Source organism: Mucilaginibacter sp. OK268 (assembly GCF_900103125.1).
Classification (GTDB): Bacteria; Bacteroidota; Bacteroidia; order Sphingobacteriales; family Sphingobacteriaceae; genus Mucilaginibacter.
Window position 1 is genome coordinate 242,748 of sequence record NZ_FNJV01000007.1, and the last position, 22,659, is coordinate 265,406.

Consider the following 22,659-nt stretch of genomic DNA (forward strand, 5'->3'; position numbering starts at 1 on the left):
ATGATTTTAAATTAAGCGAATTAAAGTGTGTTCCGTTCAAATAAGAGCATCGGTACAGTTAAACTGATCTTTTCTTTATTCAAAATAGCTTGTCCTGCCAGTTTACCCATGTTCGAAAAATCGGCAGAAAAAGTAGTGATGCCAATGATCTCTTTGGCCGGTTCGTCATTGTGCGACAAGATGCCAAGGTGTTTCCCCGGTATCAGTTTTTGACTATTACAATCGCGCATGATCTGCCAAAGTGCAAAGTTATCCAGCGTAAAATACACCTTCCCCTTTTCAATTGAACCGGGAGTGTATTCATTTACGATGCGACCTTTGATATTAAAATCCTTCAGGAATTTTTTGAATGACTTAACCATCTCTTTAGGGTCCAATGAATTGGGCGAATGATAAAATATCATTTCATCAAACTGGCTTATTTTAGGCGCTAACTGCGAAAAGATTTGATAGGATGACTGGCCAAATTCCTGGGTTATATGGTTAAAATCGCCCTCCAGTGGTTCGTAACGGTCAAACATCAGGAATTTATTACGTGGAATAGTATCCAGTAGTTCCTTAGTTTTTGAATGGGGGATAGGCGCAATCACATACATGCCATATTTCCCCCTGATCTGCGAAAGGATGGTTTCAAATATCTCGATATCACCGTGATGAAAATAAGGGTTTAAGCGGATGTTCTGCCCCAGTTCATGACGGAAATTGCGATAGAATTGCTCTTCAAAAGTATCCAGGTTATACATGAGCAGGGCTACAGTTAAAGTTTGTTCTGTATTACCATTACCTACATAATATCCCAGCCTGTTCTTAGATTCTACAATGCCGCGGCTAATCAAATCTTTATAACCTTTGATGATCGTTTCTCTCGAAAAGCCCAACTCTTTGATTATTCTGTTCACCGATGGCAGCATTTCATCCTGCCCAATAGCTTTTTCATTGATGGCATTGATGATTCCCTGTACAAACCGGTCATGCTTTGAATAAGACGGTATATCTGTTAGTTTTTTTATTTCTTGAAAAATTCTATCCATTGCATCTGTAGATTTTAGCCAAAGTAAGAAAAAGGCAGCAAGCCGGTTGCCCGTTTTCCTCATTAATTTAGTTGGTTCGGTTTAAGTTTGGTAACCCCAAAAACTTTTTAAACCTTTAATTTTAACACTTTTCGGCATGAAAACAGGGCAAAAACTGATCAAAAACGCCCGAAAAACATCGATTTTAACACTTTTTAACAAATTTTAACGCGGTTTTGAGCAGTTTTTGAAGCTTTAAAAAGTATTAATATATTGACTATTAAATAATTATATGCAGAATGGTCAATTTTTGTTCCTGTTTTGTCTTAACTAAACAGCCCGCTTCTCTGCTTAAAAGAGAACCGGGCTGTCTGATATATAAATATACGAAATATTTGCCCGTGTTGCAATTTACATCGTATTGATCAATAGCCAGGATTCTGCTTCAGGCTTTTATTCAGGTCCATCTCGGTCTGCGGGATTGGCCACAGGTAATTTTTTGCAGGATCAAACACACGGGGCGTTCCAACTTTTATGGTTGTTCCCGGGGTTAAGGTAACTGCGCCGGTTGTTTGGTTAACAGTACCAAGCAAACTGCCTGTTACCTGGCCGGTCATCACCTGTTGGCCAATTTGCCAGCGTTGTATATCAAACCAGCGAAGACCTTCAACCGCCAGCTCCACTCTTCTTTCCCTCCTTAACAATGTGCGGAGACTTGACTGATCATTGTACTTGGACTGATCTACAGCAGGCATGTTCACGCCTGGACGTTTCCGCACTGAATTGATATCATCATATACCGAGGCATCTATTTTATTGCTTTCAATTTTAGCTTCGGCATCCATTAGTTTTATTTCGGCGTAGCGGATCAGGATAACATCCATACCTACCTGGTCCAAAGTCGGGAAATCGGCAATTACCGGTGTGTATTTACGCAAGCCATAAGCCGATGGACTGCAATTGTTATCGCCCCAATGGTCTATTGTTTTTGGACTGCTTGAAATAGGATCATAATAAAAACCATAAGGCAGTTTACTGCTGTATTGTGTACCTGGATAAAATACAGTGGCGCTAAGCCGGGGATCCCTGTTTTGATAAGGTTGTGTTGGATTGTAACCCGATGCCGGATCATCAATAGTTTTACCATTGCTTGTTTCATAGGCATTTACCAGGTTTTGGGTAGGGGCGATGGAGTTATAACCACCCAATGAATTGATGGTCATGTTTCTGGCCCATCCAAAATTATTATCACTTGCTTTAAACTGAACATCCAGTATTACCTCCTGGTTATCAGCAAAAGGCTGACGGAAAAGATCGACATAGCTTGGATAGATGCTGTAAGTAAACGGCGCGGTCATCAGTTTCTGGCAGTCGGCTATACACTCCGGATACATCTGATTAAATAACTCTATCCTTGCTTTTAAAGCGATGGCAGCGCCACGCGTAATACGCCCGATATCTGAACCGGAATAGCTTACGGGCAGGTCTGGGGCTATGGTGTTGAGCTCGGTTAATATAAATGCAACTACATTAGCTTTTGTTGCCTGCGTTACTTTGTTGGCCGCATCTGGCGTCAGATTATGCTCTACCAGCGGAACAGAGCCGTATAATTGGCTCAGCGTAAAATACTCATAGGCCCTCAAAAAACGGGCTTCGGCTATTGTTCTGGCTTTGAGCGTGGCATCCATGTTGGTAGCACCTACATTATCTAAAAACCAGTTGCAGGTTTGTATACAGCTATAATTCCATTTTGTATATCCGGGATTGGTTGGCGTAGCAATACCTGCCGAGAGGGCCAGCCAGTTTTCCCAGGGAAACTGGTCAAATGTATTATCGGAGTTATTATCGGCAAAAACTCCGTAATAGCCGTTATTACCACCTCCCCATTTGGAGTAACAACCATTGAGCGCGGCAAGCACGTCATTGGATGATTTCCAGAGTACAGCATTGGTATAAGAATCTAAAGGAGCCCTGTCAAGGAAATCTTTTTTACAGCCCGATGATGTCAGCGTGGCTAAAATAATTAAGGTTATGAATAGATTTTTCATTGAAGTAATTTTTGTTTTTTAACGGTAATGAAGCTATCGCGAGCTTATTCACTTGTTTTGAGCAGTAGCTCAGGATGGTTTCATGTATTAATTTAAAAATAATTAAAATGTTACCTCAAGACCCAGGGTATTTGTTTTTAGCTGCGGGTATGATCCGTAAGCGTTGTTCCCTGCGTTAGTTTCAGGGTCAACCCATTTGTAAAAACTGGTGAATGTGAGGATATTTTGCCCGCTATAATAGATCTTGACGCCTTTTACACCCAGTTTGGCGAGCGTGTTAGTGGGTAGGGTATAGCTCACCAGTAAATTCTTTAATCTTAAATAAGATGCATTGCGTACCCAAAAGGATGATACAAAGCTTTGAGGGTTGTTTTGCGTATAGGTTGACCACAAACGTGGGAAAGTGGCCGAGGTATTGGTCGGCGTCCAGGCATCAAGCAAGGCTGTGGTCGGATTACCGATATTAGCCTGCTGTAATGAGCCCAGCTCAAAACCCTGAACGTAGTTCTTCACGCCTAATGCTCCCTGGAAAAAGCCGCTCACGTTAAATCCTTTCCAGCCAGCCCCCAGCGTAAAACCAAATGTGGTTTTGGGGAAAGGCGAGCCCAGGTACACCCTGTCATTACCGTCGATAACGCCATCGGGCTTGCCGTTTGGACCGCTGATATCTTTATACATCAGGTCGCCAGGTGCAATTACGCCGCCGCTTTGTTTAGCATGATCCTTTACCTGCTGCTGCGTCTGGAAAATGCCCTCGGCCTGGTATCCGTAAAATGCCTGGAGAGGGTAACCCACTACACGTCCGCTGGAAATAGATCCGGTACCTGCCAGATCGGTTATTTTATTGGTAATGAATGAAGCATTAACAGCAATATTATAAGATACATTACCGATCTTGTTTCTGTACGCCGCGGTTAATTCCCAGCCCGAGTTACGTACCGCACCTGCATTTTGGAAAGGTGTTGTAAAGCCGTAAACATTACTGGCTGGCAGTTGCAATAATATGTCGCTGGTGTTTTTTACAAAATAGTCGGCCGTAAAACTCAAATTGCTATTCAGCAATTCCATATCTATACCTACATCTTTAGTAGTTGTTTTTTCCCAGGTAATGGCTGCATTGGCGCCGTTATTTAATGCGATACCAGGAGCAAGGGTTTGGTTAAATGAATAGTTCTGTCCGCTGGATATAACCGAAATTCCCGGATATGGACTCACGATATTGAGACCGCCAGGATTGCCCAGTGTTTGATTGCCTAACTTGCCCCAGGAAGCCCGCAGTTTAAGCATAGGAATGGCATTTGATAATGAGCCGAAGAAGGCTTCTTTCGAGATGTTCCAGCCGGCAGAAAAGGATGGGAAAAGCCCCCATCGTTGCCCGCTTGTAAACCGCGACGAACCATCATCGCGCAGGTTAGCTTCAAACAGATATTTGTCGTCATAAGCGTACCTGGCGCGACCAAAATATGACAGCAGTGCTAACTGACTGGAAGTGCCACCATTTTGCTGCCCTAATGACGGCGCCGCGTTTATTTCTGACAGGGAACTGTTGAGGAAATTTTGCCTGTAAGCATACAGGTACCGATAGGTGGTCAACTCCTGTGAGCTGCCGGCCAATATATCAATACTATGTTTACCAAAATGCCTGTCATACTCTAATAATGCCTGCAGGTTGTAGTAGTTATTGGTAGAGTTAGCATTGGCTATTGAACTTTGGCTGATAGTTGTTAAAGCTACGGTTGGGTTCTTGGGATCATAATAGGTATCCGCAGATTTAAATTCCTGGGCAGGGTTTGCGTTATACCTGTAGGAGAATGATGGTTTAAAATGAAGCCCTTTGATCGGCTCCCAGTCAAGCCCTGCATTGCCTGTAAAAAGAGAATTTTGGTTGTTATTATAACCTGGTGAATTAAGCCAGGAGATCGGGTTGCCAAAAGAAAGGTAATTATAAACACCATTTTTGTATTGATTTACAACGGTGCTGCTCATGGCAGCCGTTGTGCCAATGATACCACCTATATCTCCGCCGCCTAAACCATCTGGGGCCTGGGTAGGGGCATATAAAAATGATAGATTGGCATTCACGCTAAAGTTTTTGGTGATGGCCGAATTGATATTCATACGGGTTGAATACCTTTTATAGTTTGATTTTTGTATGATACCGTCCTGTTGAAAATAGCCCAGGGAAAAAGCGTATTGAGTTTTATCATCTCCGCCGCTGATATTAACGGCGTGGTTTTGCTGAAAACCGCTCCCTTTATACAAAAAGCCCTGCCAGTCGGTATTGGGATGTGTATCCGGGTCGGTTTGATTTTTAAACAAGGTGATATCATTTTCTGTCCAGTAAGGGGTCTGACCTTCGTTTGCCAAAGCCTGGTTATATAAGGTGGCGGCTTGCCATGAAGGTAAAAAATCGGGGAGATTAGTAGGTTTTTGCTTGCCCGCGTAAGCGTTATAATTTACCTGCATTCTACCGCTTTTACCCCGTTTGGTGGTAATCAGTATAACTCCGTTGGCAGCCCGGGATCCATATATCGCTGCCGAGGCCGCGTCTTTCAATACCGAAACCGATTGTACATCATTGGGGTTTACATCTGACAAATTGCCGATGATACCATCAATCACCACCATGGGAGTGCTGTTGTTCAGTGTACCAATACCACGGATATTAATGTTCCCGGTTGAGCCTGGCTGTCCGCCGGTAGTGGTAACGGTAACGCCGGCCATGGTGCCCTGTAACGCATCGTTAAGGTTAGTAACGGGACGGTCCTGAAGTTCCTTTGCTCCAATTGCCGATACCGAGCCCGTAAGGTTTGCCTTTCTTTGAGTTCCATAGGCTACTACCACCACTTCGTTCAGATTCCTGGCTTTTTTGTCTTCGGTCATAGTCACATTTCCATCCCAGCTACCGATAACCTTTACTGTCTTCTTCTCATAACCCAAAAAGGAGAACACCAGGGTAGCATTTTCGGGCGCGTTGATTTTGTAAGATCCATTGACATCGGTAGTGGTGCCTTGCGTGGTGCCGACAAGACTAACGCTAACTGAGGGCATAGGCAAGCCTTGCTCATCTTTAACGTGACCCGAAATGGTTTTAAGTTGTTGGGAAAAACTTTGTTGAAAGCTCAGCAGCAAAACACAGCAAAGCATAACAAGCCCCAATTTTTTAGGTACTCTTCTTTTCATAATTGATTTTAATTTATTGGTCTGTTCTGGTCTATTCTAAAATAAAAGTAGTAACTTTTTAGATACAAACAAATTTTTTTTTACGCTTTGGAATTTTACCCGATGAATCCAACTACTGGAGCGGTATTTGACTGAGGTTTTTTGTATTAAAATGAAGAGAGGAGCTTGCGGATTATATATTTTCTGGCAGGGGAGTTTTAGGATAAGAAGGGATTATGCTATGAATATTGGGTGATATTTTAAGTATTTCGTAAAACATCAGGTTAATATAACATCATCCAAAAGTTAGAAATTTGTAAGGATTTGTTAAAATGAATAAAACCTTCATTATATTAGTTAAAAATTTATCACTATTAACATTATGAAACCTTGTTGCTGATTTAATGAAAAGCGATATCCCGAAAACATATACAGAGTTTGAGTTCAGACGGGTATTTGAGGAATACAACCGCCAGGTTTATGCCCAAGTTTACGCTTTAGCAAAATCACATTATGCAGCAGAGGAACTTACCCAGGAAATATTCATTAAAATTTGGCAGAACCGGGAAGTGTTAAATGGTGTAAAAAACCTGGACGGGTATATCTATACCATTGCCCGTAATTATTCATTAAACTATTTAAGAAAAGCGGCCAGCGATATGCGGCTTACCAATTATTTAATGAAAGTTGCGGTGATCGGATGCAATGATACAGAATCAGCCTTGCAGGTATCCGAATATAAAAAACTGATCCATACGGCGGTGAGTAAACTATCGCCGCAACGCAGGTTGGTTTATGAACTAAGCAAAAACAACGATTTAAGTTATGACGATATCGCGTCTCAGTTAAATTTATCAAAACATACGGTCAAAAATCATTTGCTCTCGGCATTGGCCTCTATAAAAGGATATCTTACACAAAATGGTATCGATCCAACACTCATTCTTGTTTTTATACTCATCAAGTTATAATTATCAAAAAGAATACGATTTTTGATAGGATTGCTATTTTTTTAATTTCACCAAAGAGAGATTGTTGATAGGTTATATTCTGTATTTTAATGCAGGGTGGAATAACATTTTTAGAATGTTGTAATAAAAAAAATAAAATTTTCATTTTGCATTAGTCTGTTTGTGGATTTGCTGTGTCTTTAATGTAATCACACAGTTAATGATGGATCATAAGCAAAGAAAATCATATTTATTAAGCCAATACATCAACAATGCCTGTACGCCGGAGGAATTTGATGAGTTGATGTTGGCGCTCAAAGCTTCTCCCAATAATAATGATTTTGATGAGGCCTTAAAACCCAATTGGGAAAGATCGGCACATTCCGAAATTGAAAGTAATTTAAACTGGACCGATATTTCTGCACGAATCAAAGAGAAAGCGCCGAAACGTTATAATACGGGTGTGTTGCTTAAATATGCTGCATGTTTTGCGCTGGCGCTCATGATCTGTACCATCAGTTTTTATAAAAAGACAGCTACCGGTACACCATATTTAACCGCTCAGTCTTTACCTGCAAAAACCAAGGTGATCATTTTAGCCGATGGTACCCGGGTAACTTTGAATGCCAATAGTTCTTTACGTTATCCAGAAAAATTTAGTAAGGGGCAAAGAATTGTTTACCTAAAGGGCGAAGCTTATTTTGAAGTAGTACATGATACCAAGAAGCCATTTATCATTTATTCGGGCGCGTTAAAAACACAGGTTTTGGGTACATCCTTTACTGTGAGCGCCTACAACGAGCAAAAGCCAAAGAAAGTAACTGTTTTAACGGGAAAAGTTGGGGTTATTGATCAAAGTAGTATGGCTCAGGCTATACTTACACCCGGGCTATGTGCGGTAAGTGATCAAAAGAATCGGACCCTAACCGTTAGCCGGATGGCCGATCCCGCTGATGCTATTGCCTGGATGGATGATAAACTGATGTTTGAAGATGCTACTCTGGCTGATGTAGCCACGGCGCTAAGCAATAAATATGCAGTGAACATTGAAATAGCCAATAAAGGTATAGCATCCAGACATATTACGGCTATATTCCAGAATCAAGCCCTGCCCGATATTTTGAATGGTATTACCCGGCTTACGCATGCCAAATACCGCGTTAATAAAAATATATACACCCTATTTCAGTAAATAAACAGAATGATAACCTTTAAAACCGATTGCCTATAGAAATATACAACGACGATATAAAAAAAGGTTGAATGTGATTCCAGCACATCCAACCCCACCGAGCTAAAGCTCAGATAATTCATAGCTCCCGTAAGGGCATTTAATCACTACAAATTTTCTTCAAATATATGACAAAAAACATATTGTCCTCTAATCGGCTGCGTAAAGCTGTCAACAGGATAGTCATAATTACAGGTTTTCTATCTATCTGTTTCTTCAAAACCAGCGCGGTCATCCACTCTATACAGGACTTAGACACTCCAATATCGCTAAAAGTGACAAACATGCCTGTAAAAAATGTACTAAAGCAAATAAATAAAGCAATTAAGCTCAGTTTTGTTTTTAGTAACGAAATAGTTACAGACCAAACAGTAACCATTGATGTAAAAAACGAAAAACTGAGTACGGTATTATTCAGGATATTTGATCCGTTGGGTATGTATTATCAATTATCAGGTAATATGATCCTGATTGAAAAGAAACAGACCACTGCTATATCAGCAATGCAAAAAACCTTAGCCTTACAGATAACGGGCAGGGTTACTGATAACACCGGAGCATTGCCGGGTGTAACCGTCAGAATTAAAGGTGCTGCGATTGCAACCAGCACAGGCACTGATGGCAGATACAGTATTAGCGTACCAGATGGTAATACTGTACTCGTATTCTCCTCAATAGGGTACCTGACTCAGGAAATAGTAGTGGGTAACCGTAAAACTATCGATGTTAGGTTACAGGAAGAATCCAATAAACTAAACGAGGTGGTTGTTACCGCGTTGGGTATATCGCGTCAGCGTAAGGCCCTGGCTTATTCTGTTACCGAAGTAAAAGGAGATGAATTTACACAAGCCCGTGAAAACAACGTAGCTAACGCGCTTACCGGTAAAGTAGCCGGTGTAAATGCTACCGGGTTATCAACCGGTCCGGGCGGATCAAGCCGGGTTATTATCCGTGGTAACGGCTCCCTGTCTGGTGGTAATCAACCACTGTATGTAATTAACGGTATGCCGCTTGAAAACTCCGTACCAGGTGGCAGCGCTACAACAAATGGCAGCGCCGGTAACGTTGACCGCGGTGATGGTATTGCTGGCATCAATCCGGATGATATTGAATCTATCAGTGTACTTAAAGGCGGTACAGCGGCAGCGCTTTATGGCGCAAGAGCCGCTAACGGTGTTATATTGATCACCACCAAAAAAGGACGGGCGCAAAAAGGTATCGGTGTTGATTACAACTCATCCTATACGATGGAAACACCAGCTGTTTTCCCCGATTGGCAATATGAATATGGCCAGGGCGATAATGGTGTTAAACCAACCACACAAGGCGAGGCTATACAAACAGGTCGCCGGTCTTTCGGTGCCAAAATTGATGGTTCTCCTTACGTTGCGGCCGATGGCTTGACCCATCCTTACAGTGCGCAGAAGGACAATATCAAAAACTTTTATCAAACAGGTAATACACTCACCAATACCCTAGCATTTACAGGTGGTAATGAAGCCGTTACCTATCGCTTTTCAGCCTCCGACCTGAATAGTAAAAGTATTTTACCGAATACCAACTATAATCGTAAAACGGGTAACCTGAGTGTTAACGGTAAATTGGGTAAACGGATTAATATAGAAGCCCTGGCGCAATATAATGTGGAGAAAGCTAACAACAGAACCACAGCAGGTGATGCTTTAGGCAATCCTAACTGGACACCGTATATGATTGCCAATACTGCCGATATCAGATGGCTAAAACCAGGTTATGATGCCAATGGTAATGAGATTGCCTGGAACGATGCTTCTATTGCCAGTAATAGTTACTTTGTAGCCAACAAGTTCAAAGAAAATGATTCGAAGGATCGTTTTATTGGCCAGGCCGGTATTACCTATGAGATAGTTAAAAATCTATCATTAAAAGGAGTTGTAAGTCGCGATTTTTATTATTACAACTATAAATATATACTGCCAACCGGAACACTGTATGTACCAAACGGTCAGTATAATGAACTAAAAGTTGATGCTTCTGAAACCAACGGTTTATTAACGCTTAACTATAATGGTAAAGTAACCAATGATTTTGCTTTAACCGCTTTTGTTGGCGCCAACCAGCAACGGTCTGTTTATAATGAAAGCAATATCACGGGGAGCAATTACATTATCCCTTATTTCTACAGCTCAACCAACCTTTCAACCATTTCTACAACGCCAAAAAATAATAAAACGGCTATCAATTCATTGATGGGCTCGGCCGATATTGGGTATAAGAATTTTGCTTACTTAACGGTTACCGGTCGCCAGGATTGGTTCTCTACCTTAAGCCCAAAAAACAACAGTCTCTTTTATCCTTCAGTAGGTGGTAGCTTTGTGCTTTCGGAGGCGTTTAAATTGCCACAGGTAATAAACTACGCCAAGTTAAGGGCCTCATTTGCACAGGTAGGCGGCGGTGCGCCTGATCCATACCAAATTAACCAGGCATTTACTATGGTGCCAAGTTCGGGGCAGCCAATACAAAACGTTTCCAGTACAACCATCTCTAATTCTACACTTCGCCCTTATACATCCACTACAACAGAGGCAGGTATCGAGGCCAAATTGTTTAATAGCCGTTTAAGCTTCGACGTAACCCTGTATGATCGTAAAACCACCAATGATATTGTTTCTACAGCTATATCCGGAACCACAGGCTACAACAACGTAGTTTTAAATGTAGGCGAACTAAGCAATAAGGGTATCGAGGTATTGTTAAGTGGTACGCCAGTAAAAACAGGCAACTTCAGCTGGAATACCAGTTATAACTTTGCCTATAACAAAAATGAAGTGGTAAGACTGGCCGCCGGGCTCGATCAGATCCAGATGGCTTCATCTGTTAATGGCTGGGCGTATATCAACAATATTGTTGGCCAGTCATACGGTTCCATAGTAGGTACCCGTATCCTGAAAAATGCCGCCGGTCAAACTGTATTTAATGCTACTACTGGTTTACCCGTTGCAACGGGCCTGCAAACTTTAGGCAAGGGCGTGGCACCAATAACCATGGGCTGGTCAAATGATTTTCGCTACAAGAGATTCTCCTTAAATGTATTGGTTGACGGCAAATTTGGTAATAAGATATTCTCGTTGATGGAGGTTTATGGTACCCGTTTAGGTTTAATGAAAACAACCTTGCCGGGTAGGGAAAATGGCTTGCAGTTGAGTGGTGTCGACCAGGCTGGTAATCCATATTCCAGAACAGTGCCGATATCAAACCTGCGTAGCTATTATGATAACTACAAATCCTATTCTGAGCTGTTTTTGCACGATGGCGGTTTTGTAAAACTTCGTCAGGTTATATTCAGCTACAATATCCCTGCTGATCTCCTGAAAGCCATCAACGTACAAAATGCCTCTATCTCATTTGTCGCACGTAACCTGCTAACCATTTATAAGCAGACGGATAATTTCGATCCGGAGTCAAGCTTTACCAATGGCTCAAGTCAGGGTTTTGAATCTTTCGGATTACCCAGAACAAGAAGCTATGGATTAAACCTAATGGTTAAATTTTAATTCAGAAAAACCACCATCATGAAAAAATATTTTATCCCCAAATTGATAGTCTTACTATTGATTGCCTGCATCGGCCTGCAAGGGTGCGACAAAAACTTTGAGGCGATCAATACCAATCCCAACTCATCTGCCAATCCTACACCTGCTTTCGTATTTACCAAGGCCGTGTTGGATGGAGCAGGTGATGTGCAGGTACTGCTCCAGGGTACCATGCAATATACCACCAGCTATAATGATGTGGCAGGTTTTGGCGCAAAGTATGTGCTGAGCCAAAGCTCACAATCATGGGTAGTATTTAACACCGCCTATCCAAAAGAGATCAATGAGGTCTCGCAGGTAATTACCTCAGTTAAAGCGAATCCTGATCAGGTTAATTTGTTGGCAGCAGCCAGGATATGGCGAGCTTACTGCTTTAGCCGCATCACAGATCTGTACGGAGATATTCCATATTCTCAGGCAGGCAAAGGATATACCGATGCGATTTATATGCCGGTGTATGATGAGCAAAAGAATATCTATGCCGATATGTTAAAAGAACTGGACGAGGCAGCTGCCTCTTTTAATGCCGCTAAACCAACATTTGGCGCTGCTGATCTGATCTATGCAGGCGATGTAAATAAATGGAAAAAGTTTGCCTACTCGCTGATGCTGCGCTGTGCCATGCGCATGACCAAAGTAGATATTGCCGGTGCCGAAACCTGGGCAAAAAAGGCTATCGCTGGTGGGGTGATCACTGCGGATGTAGATATTGCCAAAGTAAGTGGTTATGTTTCTGCTGGTCAGGATATTAACAAAAATCCACTTGCCCTCAATATGCTTAATGCTGATTTTATAGGTGCAAATGGTACATCCAATCCGGAAGGCGGCAAATATCAGGATGTGTTTATTAACTATTTAAAAACCAATAATGACCCCCGCCTGGCGGCCGTTTCTGTGGTTTGGTTAAATAAAGTTGCAGATACCACAGCAGCGATACAAAAAGGCATGTCATCAAGCCTGAGCGCTAAACCTGCCGATGCTGTGTTTGTAACTTATTCGGAGCCCAACCCCAATACTATTTTACAACTAAATAGCCCATACCTGTTGCTTACCAATGCCGAAACCAACTTTTTGCTGGCCGAGGCCGCGTTACGTGGTTGGTACACCGCATCAAGTACAAGTAGTTTATATGAGAATGGCATCAGTGCGTCTATGCGTCAATGGGCATTGTTTGGCTCACAAGGTGTTATCAGCAGTAATCAGATCCAAACTTACCTCAGCTATCACCGGCTAAATACTACAGGCTCATTCAGTGCGCAAATGGAGCAGATCTATACGCAATTCTGGGTTGGGGTATTTCCTAACTCACAAGAAGTATTTGCGAGCTACAGGCGTACCGGTTACCCGGCACTGGTGCCTAATAATTATGTGGGTAACGCTACAGGAGGCAAAATATTCAGGCGGATGCTGTATCCAACTACCGAGCAAAATTTAAATAAAGCTAATTATAACGCGGCCATCGCCCGTCAGGGTCCTGATGATTTCCTGACCCGCATGTGGTGGGATCGTCCTTAATACCCGGCATTATTTACAATTAAAATTATACATAACCTAAAAAACAACATAACCATGGAAAGAAGATCGATCTTAAAAAAACTGCTGGCTTCGGCGGCAGGCATTTCAATATTTGGCTTTGCAAAAGCTGGTGTTGTAAGCAACAACGAAAAAGAAGTAAACAATATTACCAAACACCAGGATGTACCCCTGTTTTCGGGTTCGACCAAATTGGGCAATATGATTTTTGTAGCCGGTAAAGGGGCTCATGTGGAACCCTTCGAGATCAAAGCACATACCGAGATTGTATTGCAGGAGTTGGAGAAAGAATTGAAAAAAGCAGGCTCATCAATGGAAAAGGTATTAAAAGTCACCGTTTTTCTGAATGATATTGCCGATTACCAGGGCATGAATGATGTTTACAAGGGCAGGTTTGGTAAAAATCCGCCGGTACGCACAACCGTAGCTGTAGCTAAAGGCGGCGTACCCGGAAACTCCCTGGTTGAAATGGATTGTATCGCTTACATATAAAAAATTACACAGCTTTATATGAAACGCAGAGATATATTAAAAGGCCTTACTATACTTCCCCTAACCAGCGGATTGATAGGCAAAGCGGCCTCTTTACATACACATACTACCACTAAACCCGTGCCCAAACGCGACTTTTTTAAGGAACTTGATGTTACCCCGGTTATAAACGCCGGGGTAACCATGACCTTTTTATCAGGCTCGCTGATGTTGCCGGAGGTGCTGGAGGCTATTAATTCAACTTCGCATGACTTTGCCAATATGTACGAGCTGCAGGATAAGGTAGGAGGTAAGATAGCAGAAATGCTGCACGTAGAAGCAGCCATGGTAACCTCAGGTGCTTCATGCGCCATAGTTTTAGGTACAGCTGCTGCCATAACGGGTACTAACCAGGAAAAAATAAAGCAGCTGCCTAATTTGCCCGGCCCCCGGCCCGAAGTTATTATGCAGAAAACGCACCGCTACCTGTTTGACCAGGCGGTAAGTACCACAGGCGCTAAAATTATTGAGGTTGATGGACCCGAGGGTATGGAAAATGCTATCAACAGCAATACGGTAATGGCGCTGTTTTTTAATGCCAGCGAAAAGAAAAGCAGTATTACACACGAGGAGTTTGTAAAAATAGCTAAGAAACACAACATCCCTACATTTATTGATGCCGCGGCAGACGTGCCGCCGGTTGAGAACCTGTTTAAGTTTCAAAAAATGGGCTTCGACCTGATAACTTTTTCGGGTGGTAAAATGATCCACGGGCCTCAAAGCGCCGGTTTATTATTTGGCCGGAAAGATCTGATCACCGCGGCCAGGCTCAACCACAGCCCTAATGAAGCGCCGATCGGCAGACCTATGAAGGTAAATAAAGAGGAAATGTTCGGCATGTACGCGGCCTTAAAAGCCTATCTGGAAAAAGATCATCATAAAGAATGGGACGACTGGCTGCAACGAGCGAAGCGTATAGGTAACACGCTGGAAACAGTTTCGACCGTGAAAACCGAGGTAGTTGTAAACCCCGGGCCGGCCAATGCTTTTCCAAGCTTAAATGTTACCTGGGATCAAACCAAAATAAAAACTAACCCGAAGGATGTACTCGTCGCCCTCAAAAGCGGCACGCCAAGTATAGTTGCCAACAGGCATGAAGACGCGTTGATCATTGGAGTGGTGCTGTTACGGCCCGACCAGATCGATGTAGTTGCCGGTCGTGTAAAGGCCATTTTACAACAGGCGGTTTAAGCTGATTTACATTTATTTATTGCTTTACAGTGTAGGTTTTTTACGCTGACAGGATAACTATTACCCCAGGTTTCCTGCATTAATTGAATTAAAAATGATTTGAAATGCAAAAGAAAATATTCCTGGTAATAGCAGCCATAGGCTTGGCTATTACAACATTAAAAGCACAATCCTATAATGTGGTTATTAAAGGAGGCCATGTTATGGATCCGAAAAACAACATCGATACCGAAATGGATATAGCCATAAAAGATGGGAAGATAGCGCTGGTTGCCAAAAGCATAGATCCTAAGCTAGGCTTACAGGTTGTAGATGCTAAAGGTTTGTATGTTACGCCTGGCCTCATCGATATCCATACCCATAATTTTTATGGTACCGAGCCCGATCATCAATATGAGAATGGTAATCTGGCTTTGCCGCCTGATGGTTTTACATTCCGCAATGGAGTTACTACTGTGGTTGACGCAGGCAGCTCGGGCTGGCGTACTTTCCCTACGTTTAAGGCTCAAACCATTGATCAATCACAAACGCGGGTGCTGGCCTTCATCAATATTGTAGGCGAAGGCATGCGGGGAGGCTATGAACAAAACTCCAACGATATGGATGCGAAGATGGCGGCGCTCGTAGCCCGTCGATACAGGAACTTCGTAGTTGGGTTTAAAGTGGCGCACTATGAAGGGCATGAATGGATTGCGGTTGATCATGCCGTTGAGGCCGGCAATATGGCTGGCGGCCTGCCAGTGATGATAGATTTTGGAGGCAGTAATCCGCCGCTATCTATCGAAGAGTTGTTTAGGAAGCATTTGCGTCCCGGAGATATTTTTACGCACTGTTTTGGACAATTAGATAACAGAGAGTACATTGTTGACCTGGCTACCCAAAAAATAAAGCCGTTTGTATGGGAAGCACGCAAGCGGGGGATTTATTTCGATGTGGGTTATGGGGGTATCAGTTTTGCCTTTTCTCAGGCCATACCAGCCATAAAAGACGGGTTTTCTCCCAACTCCATCAGTACGGATATCCATACAGGAAGTATGAATAACGCGATGAAGGATATGCTGACTACCATGTCAAAATTCCTGAATATTGGCATGGACTTGTATGAAGTTATAAGAGTAAGCACCTCAAACCCGGCAAAAGAAATTAAACATGAAGAGTTAGGAACCCTTTCGGTTGGTTCAGATGGGGATGTAGCCATTTTAAGCGTACGGAAGGGTAAGTTCGGTTTGTTTGATTATACGGGTTTTAAAATAGCCGCTGATAAGAAACTGGAATGCGAAATGACCATCAGGGCGGGTAAAATAGTATATGATCTGAACGGTATTGCTGTACCCATAGTTCCACCAAGAATAAGCACCAAGATTATAGCCAGTACTAAATAGCCACTTACAACCTATATAAATCAAATGAGAAGTATTTTTAAAATCAGCCTGTTGTTCATGCTATTTTATAGCACCAGTCGGGCACAAACCATACCAAAAGAACAACTGATATTTTATACATCGGAGTGGAAAGGGGAGCGCTTTGACGATGGCCGACCCAAAATACCTGATGATCTGCTTGAACGAGCCAAACACATCGGCATTGAAGAAGCCTGGACGGTATTACGGAATGAGGGCTACAATAATCAGTTTGAGAGCAACTGGAAACTAGTGAATGATGATATACCCGTAATTGGCAGGGTAGTAACAGCGATGTTTATGCCCAGCAGACCCGACTTAGAAAAAAACATTAAGGCACGTGGCGCAAAGGAGGGTAGAAAAGGCAATACCAATGCCTGGCCCATTGATGTGCTCAAAAAAGGCGATGTTTATGTGGCCGATGGTTTTGGCAAAATAAAAGGAGGGACATTAATAGGTGATAACCTGGGTAATTCCATCTTCAATAAATCGGGTAATGGGGTGATCTTTGATGGTTCAGCGCGTGATCTGCAGGGCTTGAAAAGCATTGTTGGGTTCAATGCCTTTGTTCGTGATTTTGATCCGTCGTACCTGGAAGAGATGGTGCTGATGGGGCTAAATACACCGATCAGAATAGGGCATGCCATCGTAATGCCTGGTGATCTGGTTGTTTCTGAAAAGGAGGGGGTACTGTTCATCCCCGCTCATTTAGCCGAAAAAGTGGTTGCTACCGCCGAGTTTATTGCCCTTCGTGACGAATTTGGACATGCCATGCTTAAGTCGGGTACGTACAGTACGGGCGAAATTGATAGCCAGTGGACGCCCACTATCAGGGAAGCATTTTTAAAATGGCTTGATCAAAGCAACAGCAAAGTAAAAATGACACGCGCCCAGTTGGATGCCTTTATGGAAAAAAGAACCTGGTAGTTATACATTCTTAAACTGTAACAAATGAATATTTATAAAATAATAGCAGGGATATCGGTGATATGCCTGCTTATTGCAGCTGTCCGTTTTTACCAGGATGGCATAGCATCGGCCGGGCCATTCCTAATCGCTTTCTTTATAACATTGGCGATTGCATTTCGGGGATTTGTGCTGCTCAAAGGTTTCTCTTACACGATTATCATCTTTGCTGCGGTTACCACGGCTTTATATTACCCGCAGTATTTTATCCAGGTAAACGGTATCAAATTAGCCATACTCATTACGCCATTAATACAATTGATTATGTTTGGTATGGGCACATCCATGAGTATCAAAGATTTTGCCGGGGTGATAAAAATGCCAAAGGGGGTATTTATTGGGGTCTTCAGCCATTTTCTGATCATGCCCACGCTGGGTTTTACCTTAGCCAAACTGAGTGGTTTCCCGCCTGAAATTGCCGCGGGTATTATCCTGATCGGTTGTTCGCCAAATGGTATGGCCTCCAATGTAATATCATATTTGGCAAAAGCCAATCTGGCTTTATCCATTACTATTACAGCTGTTTCAACTATGCTTGCGCCCATTTTTACGCCGTTGTTGATGAAGTTTCTTGGAGGTACCTTTATTCAGATAGATATGTTCAAGATGATGTGGGACATTATAAAAATGGTGATATTACCAATAGGAGCGGGTATTGTGTTTAACCGGTACCTGCTTAAAAGAGCAAAATGGCTGGAGACGGTTATGCCGATCGTATCGATGTTTGGTATTGCGTTTATCATCGTGATCATTACGGCAGCCGGTAGGAGTAGTTTGCTTAATATCGGTTTTATGCTGGTTTTACTGGTACTTATCCATAACCTGATGGGATATACCCTGGGCTATTGGGCCGGACGCTTGTTTAAAATGGATGAACGCGACTGCCGCACAATGGCGATAGAGGTGGGGATGCAAAACGGTGGACTGGCATCTGGTTTGGCTAAAGAGATGGGTAAAATTGCTACCGTTGGTTTAGCTCCGGCTGTATTTGGTCCTTTGATGAATATTACCGGCTCTTTACTGGCGAATTACTGGCATCGTAAACCAATCTTAAAGCCAGGAAATAAAGAGACAGCAGTGATTACCTGAATTTATAAATTTACTAACAGGCGTGTATAAAAAGTCTATATAAGCGAATAATTATCAGAAGTCATATGATTGATGAACCTGCAAAGACTGGGGAGGTATGTCGAAGAAAACCGTCTGCCCGTGTTTTAACAATAAAGGAATTCTCGTTGTCCTAGTTTTAGCAATATCGTTAGCTAGGTCCTTGAATAAAGTTCAAAAGCTCAGGTAATCCCAATCCAACTCAAAAGCCAGTAATTAATTACTGGCTTTTGAGTGATCCCAACGATTATGTGATTGAGGTTAAACTTGTGATAATTTATAGATGAAAAACGTCTTTTCATTATCATGTCATAACCTTGGCATACGTTCGCTGTTCTTTTTTAAAGCAACAGGTCTATCATGGTGCGATGGACCATTGTTGATCGTTACTATTATTGCTTGGCCAGAACTGCACGGCAGATCTGTCAGTAGTCCCGCCCCCTGAATCCAGGCATTTGCCATTGGTGCGGTTAACAATTTTATAGTAGGAACCTACAGGAATGATGGTCCATTGCTGATTAGTACTACTACCGCTTGCCGACTGCGCAACGGTTGAGCCATCGGCAGTATGATCATAGCTATCCAAGCACTTGCTGCCAGTTACACAAGCTAATTTGTAAAAACCGTCACTATAAGTTATTACCCACTTCTGATTATTGCTGCCGCTCGAAGCCCATTGCGCCACATTTGTCCCGTTGGTTGTCAAACCCAAATTGTCCAGGCATTTTCCGCTGGCGCGATTGATCAGTTTATAAGTGCCATTGGCTACTGGCTGTGCCCCCACAGAATAGGTGAGGGTACCAAATCCCAACTGGTCGTATCCGCCACTATTGGGCCCATAATTGCCGCCGCCGCCTTCCGGCCTTACTTTAGCAGCATACTGGCCGCTGTAGGTTGTGCCGGTAACACCGTGTGATTGCTGATAATTATAGATGAGCTCCCAGCTTGGGCGAATGTCCCCTCTTCCACCTTCCGCAATCACCGTTTGTGTTTGTGCAGAGCAATGTTGCCCATTGCCCCAATTGTAAGTGGTGAAGGGCACTGTGTTCCCAAGGTTGTAGCTGGCTGTGTACTCACAAACCGCTAATGCTTTATTATTTTCATAGGCAAACAGATCCTGCCCCTGGTTGTAAGCCATTTGGCAGAAAGCGCCCAGCAGCGAAATATCTAAACATTGATGTCCCTGGTCCCGGCCCGATTCCTGTCCCTGGCCTAGCTGACCTGAGTTGTATAAGAATGGCACTGCATGGTCAATTGACCCATTCCCGGCACCTGTTTTGAAATAGGTTATTGCTTCATTAAATTTATTGGTGTCATCGCATAATATACCTATCGACAGAATTGATGCCATACTGCACAGATCCCAGTTTGCCCAATAATTGGTGATACAAGCGCCATTATGGTTTACCAAAAAAGCATGATTCATGGGGTAAAATACGTTGAGCATCATATCTTTAAACCGGGTAAAGTCTGTAGCTGACCAGCCACTGTAATCGCGCATGATCTCGGCTGCATTGGCAAACTCGTAACCATATATACCGGCGGCAAGCCATCTGTCCGCAGAGCCGTTGATAGATTTCAACCTGGACGACCAGGCGTTCATAATAGCCACAGCCTTATTTCCGCAGGCTATATCGCCATTAACTTTCCACCGCAAAGCATTTTGATAGGCAGCGGCGATATCGTTATACAACTTTGAATAGTTTTGCGGCGAACCAGACCCTCTGTAAACGGTATCTACAGGCCCTTGCATGTTATAAGTTGATGCGGAGTGCGAGTTATCTGTTAGTTTATTCCATCCGGAAAGCCAGGGCTCTGCATGTGCGTTAACCATGGTTTGCATCCTGATAAAATCTGCCTGGCTGTGCAGCATTCCGGGATGGATAAACCCTGAGGTTGCATTTACCGCCAATTTGGAAGCGGATGTTAGCGAATCATTTGCTGTTACCAGTGAAGACGATTTTTTACACCCCAATATAAAGATCAGTGATAAACAACTAAGAAAAATTAAAATTTTCGACTTCATTTCTTTTAAAATTTAATTTAAAATATATTATATCAACCGTTTATAATTGAATGTTACGCTGCCAAAATAATACCCGCTGGTGTGGCCAGGTATATAATCAACGGTATTCAATTGCAGTACATATAATACAGTTGCTTTAAGGATGCTTGTTCCTTTAAACAATACTACATAGCGATCTTTTACAGGAATAAGTCCATATTGTTTACCATCAGTATAGGTATACCAGTTTTTTGTACTGTTTTCCTTGCTTTTTGCTGTAGTATCAACAAGCTGTAACGGAGCTGAAAGAACATCTTTCAAGGCAATGGTATTTAATGAATTGCCGGTTATATCTACGTAACCTAAAGTATAACCATTACCGGCATGAATTTCCTTACATAAGGAGCCATCAAAACTAAGGAGCACGGAATCGCCACCTGTTTTATTATTGGCCAGATCGTAATTCACCTTACCCCAGTTACCACCAACTACACCCGCTACAGAATCAGGGGTGGTAAAAGTAGCTTTGGTTACGGAATTAAGCGCTAAGGCAGATGTTTTTACATTGGCAGTAGCCGGACTTTCTGTAGTCTGTTTTTTACAGCCTAAAAAAGAGATTAGCGCGATAAGTACGCACAAAATGGGCAGGAATTTATTTGTTTTCATTTTTGAAGTCTTTTTAAATTAATAATTTCTTGAATAAAGCTAAATCAATCTCACAAAATCAATAATAGTATTTGGCGGCATTTCTGAAACCCTTATCAAGCCAGTCATTGATCAGATTTACTGGTTCGTCAGTAGTGATCCAATGTACCCCCATTGATGTTAGCCATTGCCAGCTTCCCCTGTTATCCTCGGTGTCCGCTTTACCGGATTTTGACTTGAAAAAAAGACTCTGTAATGTGTAACAGCAGGTGCCATCTGCTTTATTAAAATTATTGCCGCCCGCATCAGGTATGGCATTAAAGCAGCAAACTGTTTTACCATCATTCCATGCCTGGTCCATAATATCCTGATGAATGCCGTTTTGTTGTTTGATATCAACTTCAACGCCGATAAAATAGGGTTTGTTCCTATATGACTTATATTGTGCCATACAATCAATCTTATCCACCATGTTGGTGGTATAAACAGGCACAAATCTAAAATCATTGTATCTGCTGCCGCTTAATCCCAGGCTTTTTTCCAGATCAGCCGGGCCATTATAAACCGTGGCGTTAAGTTTAAATACGGTCCATTTCGCGGCGGGGCTTCCCCAATGATTCTTCCAGCCCCCTCCCTCAGTCATGATGTTCCAGCAGGCCCATGCAGCATTTCTATCCTTAATATCCAATACCAATACTATCGCGATATTGTGATCACGGATATAGGAAAGTACCTGCCTGAACGTGGGTAAATGCTCATTGGTTAAATTTCCGTTTTTATCTTTTAGACGAAGGGTTTGTAATGCGCCGTTTGGCCAGCTGCTTACCAGGTCATTTCTACCCATTCCCAGCTCTGTAGTCCGGCCTAGGTTCCAGTCATGCATCAGTACCGGTTGATTGTCGTTACTCATTTTTATATCGATTTCTACCGTCTCGATCTTTTTATCTGCTGCCCTTTGAATGGCTAATAAGGAGTTTTCAGGTACGCCATTTTCGCGCCAGTAACCCCTGTGTGCGCAAACGGCAACAAGGTCAGTTTTCCTCCCTGACTTTAATGTATTGATTACTTTATCTGTGTTTAAAAGTTGTGCCTGTAATAGGTTTGAAGCACAGATCAACAATAATAGTAGACTTAATTTTTTGATGTTTTTCATAATAATGATGAATGTTCTTTTTAGTTTTTTTTTGCTTTTTAAAGCGATGTTTTTCTTTCCACAATAGGCGCCTGCGAATTGCATAGTGTTCATTTTCTGTGGTAGTTTTTTAAGGTGGTTTCATTTTAATAGGGGTTTTGTGATTCAACTTGTTG

Annotated in this window: 15 protein-coding genes; 9 read left to right on the forward strand and 6 right to left on the reverse strand. The window is 42.5% G+C overall.

Annotation, left to right across the window (positions count from 1 at the left end; genetic code table 11):
• Positions 1-20: 20 nt before the first annotated feature.
• From BLR84_RS21135 to BLR84_RS21145, 3 genes are all read right to left on the reverse strand, one after another.
• Positions 21-1,031 carry a GntR family transcriptional regulator gene (locus BLR84_RS21135; RefSeq protein WP_090472357.1) on the reverse strand — a complete coding sequence of 337 codons (1,011 nt, stop codon included), beginning with the start codon at positions 1,029-1,031 and terminating at the stop codon, positions 21-23.
• 404 nt (positions 1,032-1,435) lie between these two features.
• Positions 1,436-3,058, reverse strand: coding sequence for a RagB/SusD family nutrient uptake outer membrane protein (locus BLR84_RS21140; protein WP_090472115.1), 1,623 nt, complete (start codon positions 3,056-3,058; stop codon positions 1,436-1,438).
• Between the two features lie 102 nt (positions 3,059-3,160).
• Positions 3,161-6,241, reverse strand: coding sequence for a SusC/RagA family TonB-linked outer membrane protein (locus BLR84_RS21145; protein WP_090472117.1), 3,081 nt, complete (start codon positions 6,239-6,241; stop codon positions 3,161-3,163).
• A 383-nt stretch (positions 6,242-6,624) separates the two neighbouring features.
• Here BLR84_RS21145 and BLR84_RS21150 point away from each other — a divergent pair, with 383 nt between their 5' ends.
• The 9 genes from BLR84_RS21150 to BLR84_RS21190 all read left to right on the forward strand — a co-directional run bounded on the left by BLR84_RS21150 (position 6,625) and on the right by BLR84_RS21190 (position 18,683).
• Entirely contained in the window at positions 6,625-7,191 is a 567-nt protein-coding gene (locus BLR84_RS21150; protein ID WP_090472119.1) for an RNA polymerase sigma factor, read from the forward strand.
• A 199-nt stretch (positions 7,192-7,390) separates the two neighbouring features.
• A complete protein-coding gene (locus BLR84_RS21155; RefSeq protein ID WP_090472121.1) occupies positions 7,391-8,362 on the forward strand; it encodes a FecR family protein in 972 nt (323 codons plus the stop codon).
• Positions 8,363-8,685: 323 nt separating this feature from the next.
• The gene (locus BLR84_RS21160; protein ID WP_255367004.1) at positions 8,686-11,934 is read left to right on the forward strand and encodes a SusC/RagA family TonB-linked outer membrane protein; all 3,249 of its coding nucleotides are present in this window, start codon (positions 8,686-8,688) and stop codon (positions 11,932-11,934) included.
• An 18-nt stretch (positions 11,935-11,952) separates the two neighbouring features.
• Positions 11,953-13,488 carry a SusD/RagB family nutrient-binding outer membrane lipoprotein gene (locus BLR84_RS21165; RefSeq protein WP_090472125.1) on the forward strand — a complete coding sequence of 512 codons (1,536 nt, stop codon included), beginning with the start codon at positions 11,953-11,955 and terminating at the stop codon, positions 13,486-13,488.
• A gap of 54 nt (positions 13,489-13,542) precedes the next feature.
• Positions 13,543-13,998 (forward strand): RidA family protein, encoded by a 456-nt coding sequence (locus tag BLR84_RS21170; protein ID WP_090472127.1) that lies wholly within the window; start codon positions 13,543-13,545, stop codon positions 13,996-13,998.
• 18 nt (positions 13,999-14,016) lie between these two features.
• A complete protein-coding gene (locus BLR84_RS21175; RefSeq protein ID WP_090472129.1) occupies positions 14,017-15,228 on the forward strand; it encodes an aminotransferase class V-fold PLP-dependent enzyme in 1,212 nt (403 codons plus the stop codon).
• A 104-nt stretch (positions 15,229-15,332) separates the two neighbouring features.
• Positions 15,333-16,610, forward strand: coding sequence for an amidohydrolase/deacetylase family metallohydrolase (locus BLR84_RS21180; protein WP_090472131.1), 1,278 nt, complete (start codon positions 15,333-15,335; stop codon positions 16,608-16,610).
• 24 nt (positions 16,611-16,634) lie between these two features.
• Entirely contained in the window at positions 16,635-17,555 is a 921-nt protein-coding gene (locus BLR84_RS21185; RefSeq protein ID WP_090472133.1) for an RraA family protein, read from the forward strand.
• Positions 17,556-17,579: 24 nt separating this feature from the next.
• Positions 17,580-18,683: a bile acid:sodium symporter family protein gene (locus tag BLR84_RS21190; RefSeq protein WP_090472135.1), complete on the forward strand. Its 1,104-nt coding sequence runs from the start codon at positions 17,580-17,582 to the stop codon at positions 18,681-18,683.
• 376 nt (positions 18,684-19,059) lie between these two features.
• Here BLR84_RS21190 and BLR84_RS21195 read toward each other — a convergent pair whose 3' ends face one another.
• Genes BLR84_RS21195 through BLR84_RS21205 form a run of 3 tightly spaced genes read right to left on the reverse strand, consistent with a single transcriptional unit; the run spans position 19,060 to position 22,597 of the window.
• Positions 19,060-20,727, reverse strand: coding sequence for an RICIN domain-containing protein (locus tag BLR84_RS21195; protein ID WP_090472137.1), 1,668 nt, complete (start codon positions 20,725-20,727; stop codon positions 19,060-19,062).
• A 27-nt stretch (positions 20,728-20,754) separates the two neighbouring features.
• Positions 20,755-21,372, reverse strand: a complete 618-nt coding sequence (locus tag BLR84_RS21200; RefSeq protein ID WP_090472139.1) for a hypothetical protein — start codon at positions 21,370-21,372, stop codon at positions 20,755-20,757.
• Positions 21,373-21,430: 58 nt separating this feature from the next.
• Positions 21,431-22,597 (reverse strand): glycerophosphodiester phosphodiesterase family protein, encoded by a 1,167-nt coding sequence (locus BLR84_RS21205; protein WP_090472141.1) that lies wholly within the window; start codon positions 22,595-22,597, stop codon positions 21,431-21,433.
• Between the last annotated feature and the right edge of the window lie 62 nt (positions 22,598-22,659).

Excerpts from the sequence above, each read along its gene's own strand:
- BLR84_RS21170 (WP_090472127.1), top strand. The coding sequence starts at position 13,543 with ATGGAAAGAAGATCGATCTTAAAAAAACTGCTGGCTTCGGCGGCAGGC.
- BLR84_RS21195 (WP_090472137.1), bottom strand. The coding sequence starts at position 20,727 with ATGAAGTCGAAAATTTTAATTTTTCTTAGTTGTTTATCACTGATCTTT.
- BLR84_RS21200 (WP_090472139.1), bottom strand. The coding sequence starts at position 21,372 with ATGAAAACAAATAAATTCCTGCCCATTTTGTGCGTACTTATCGCGCTA.
- BLR84_RS21190 (WP_090472135.1), top strand. The coding sequence starts at position 17,580 with ATGAATATTTATAAAATAATAGCAGGGATATCGGTGATATGCCTGCTT.
- BLR84_RS21135 (WP_090472357.1), bottom strand. The coding sequence starts at position 1,031 with ATGGATAGAATTTTTCAAGAAATAAAAAAACTAACAGATATACCGTCT.
- BLR84_RS21160 (WP_255367004.1), top strand. The coding sequence starts at position 8,686 with ATGCCTGTAAAAAATGTACTAAAGCAAATAAATAAAGCAATTAAGCTC.
- BLR84_RS21165 (WP_090472125.1), top strand. The coding sequence starts at position 11,953 with ATGAAAAAATATTTTATCCCCAAATTGATAGTCTTACTATTGATTGCC.
- BLR84_RS21140 (WP_090472115.1), bottom strand. The coding sequence starts at position 3,058 with ATGAAAAATCTATTCATAACCTTAATTATTTTAGCCACGCTGACATCA.
- BLR84_RS21145 (WP_090472117.1), bottom strand. The coding sequence starts at position 6,241 with ATGAAAAGAAGAGTACCTAAAAAATTGGGGCTTGTTATGCTTTGCTGT.
- BLR84_RS21155 (WP_090472121.1), top strand. The coding sequence starts at position 7,391 with ATGATGGATCATAAGCAAAGAAAATCATATTTATTAAGCCAATACATC.
- BLR84_RS21185 (WP_090472133.1), top strand. The coding sequence starts at position 16,635 with ATGAGAAGTATTTTTAAAATCAGCCTGTTGTTCATGCTATTTTATAGC.
- BLR84_RS21150 (WP_090472119.1), top strand. The coding sequence starts at position 6,625 with ATGAAAAGCGATATCCCGAAAACATATACAGAGTTTGAGTTCAGACGG.
- BLR84_RS21205 (WP_090472141.1), bottom strand. The coding sequence starts at position 22,597 with ATGAACACTATGCAATTCGCAGGCGCCTATTGTGGAAAGAAAAACATC.
- BLR84_RS21180 (WP_090472131.1), top strand. The coding sequence starts at position 15,333 with ATGCAAAAGAAAATATTCCTGGTAATAGCAGCCATAGGCTTGGCTATT.
- BLR84_RS21175 (WP_090472129.1), top strand. The coding sequence starts at position 14,017 with ATGAAACGCAGAGATATATTAAAAGGCCTTACTATACTTCCCCTAACC.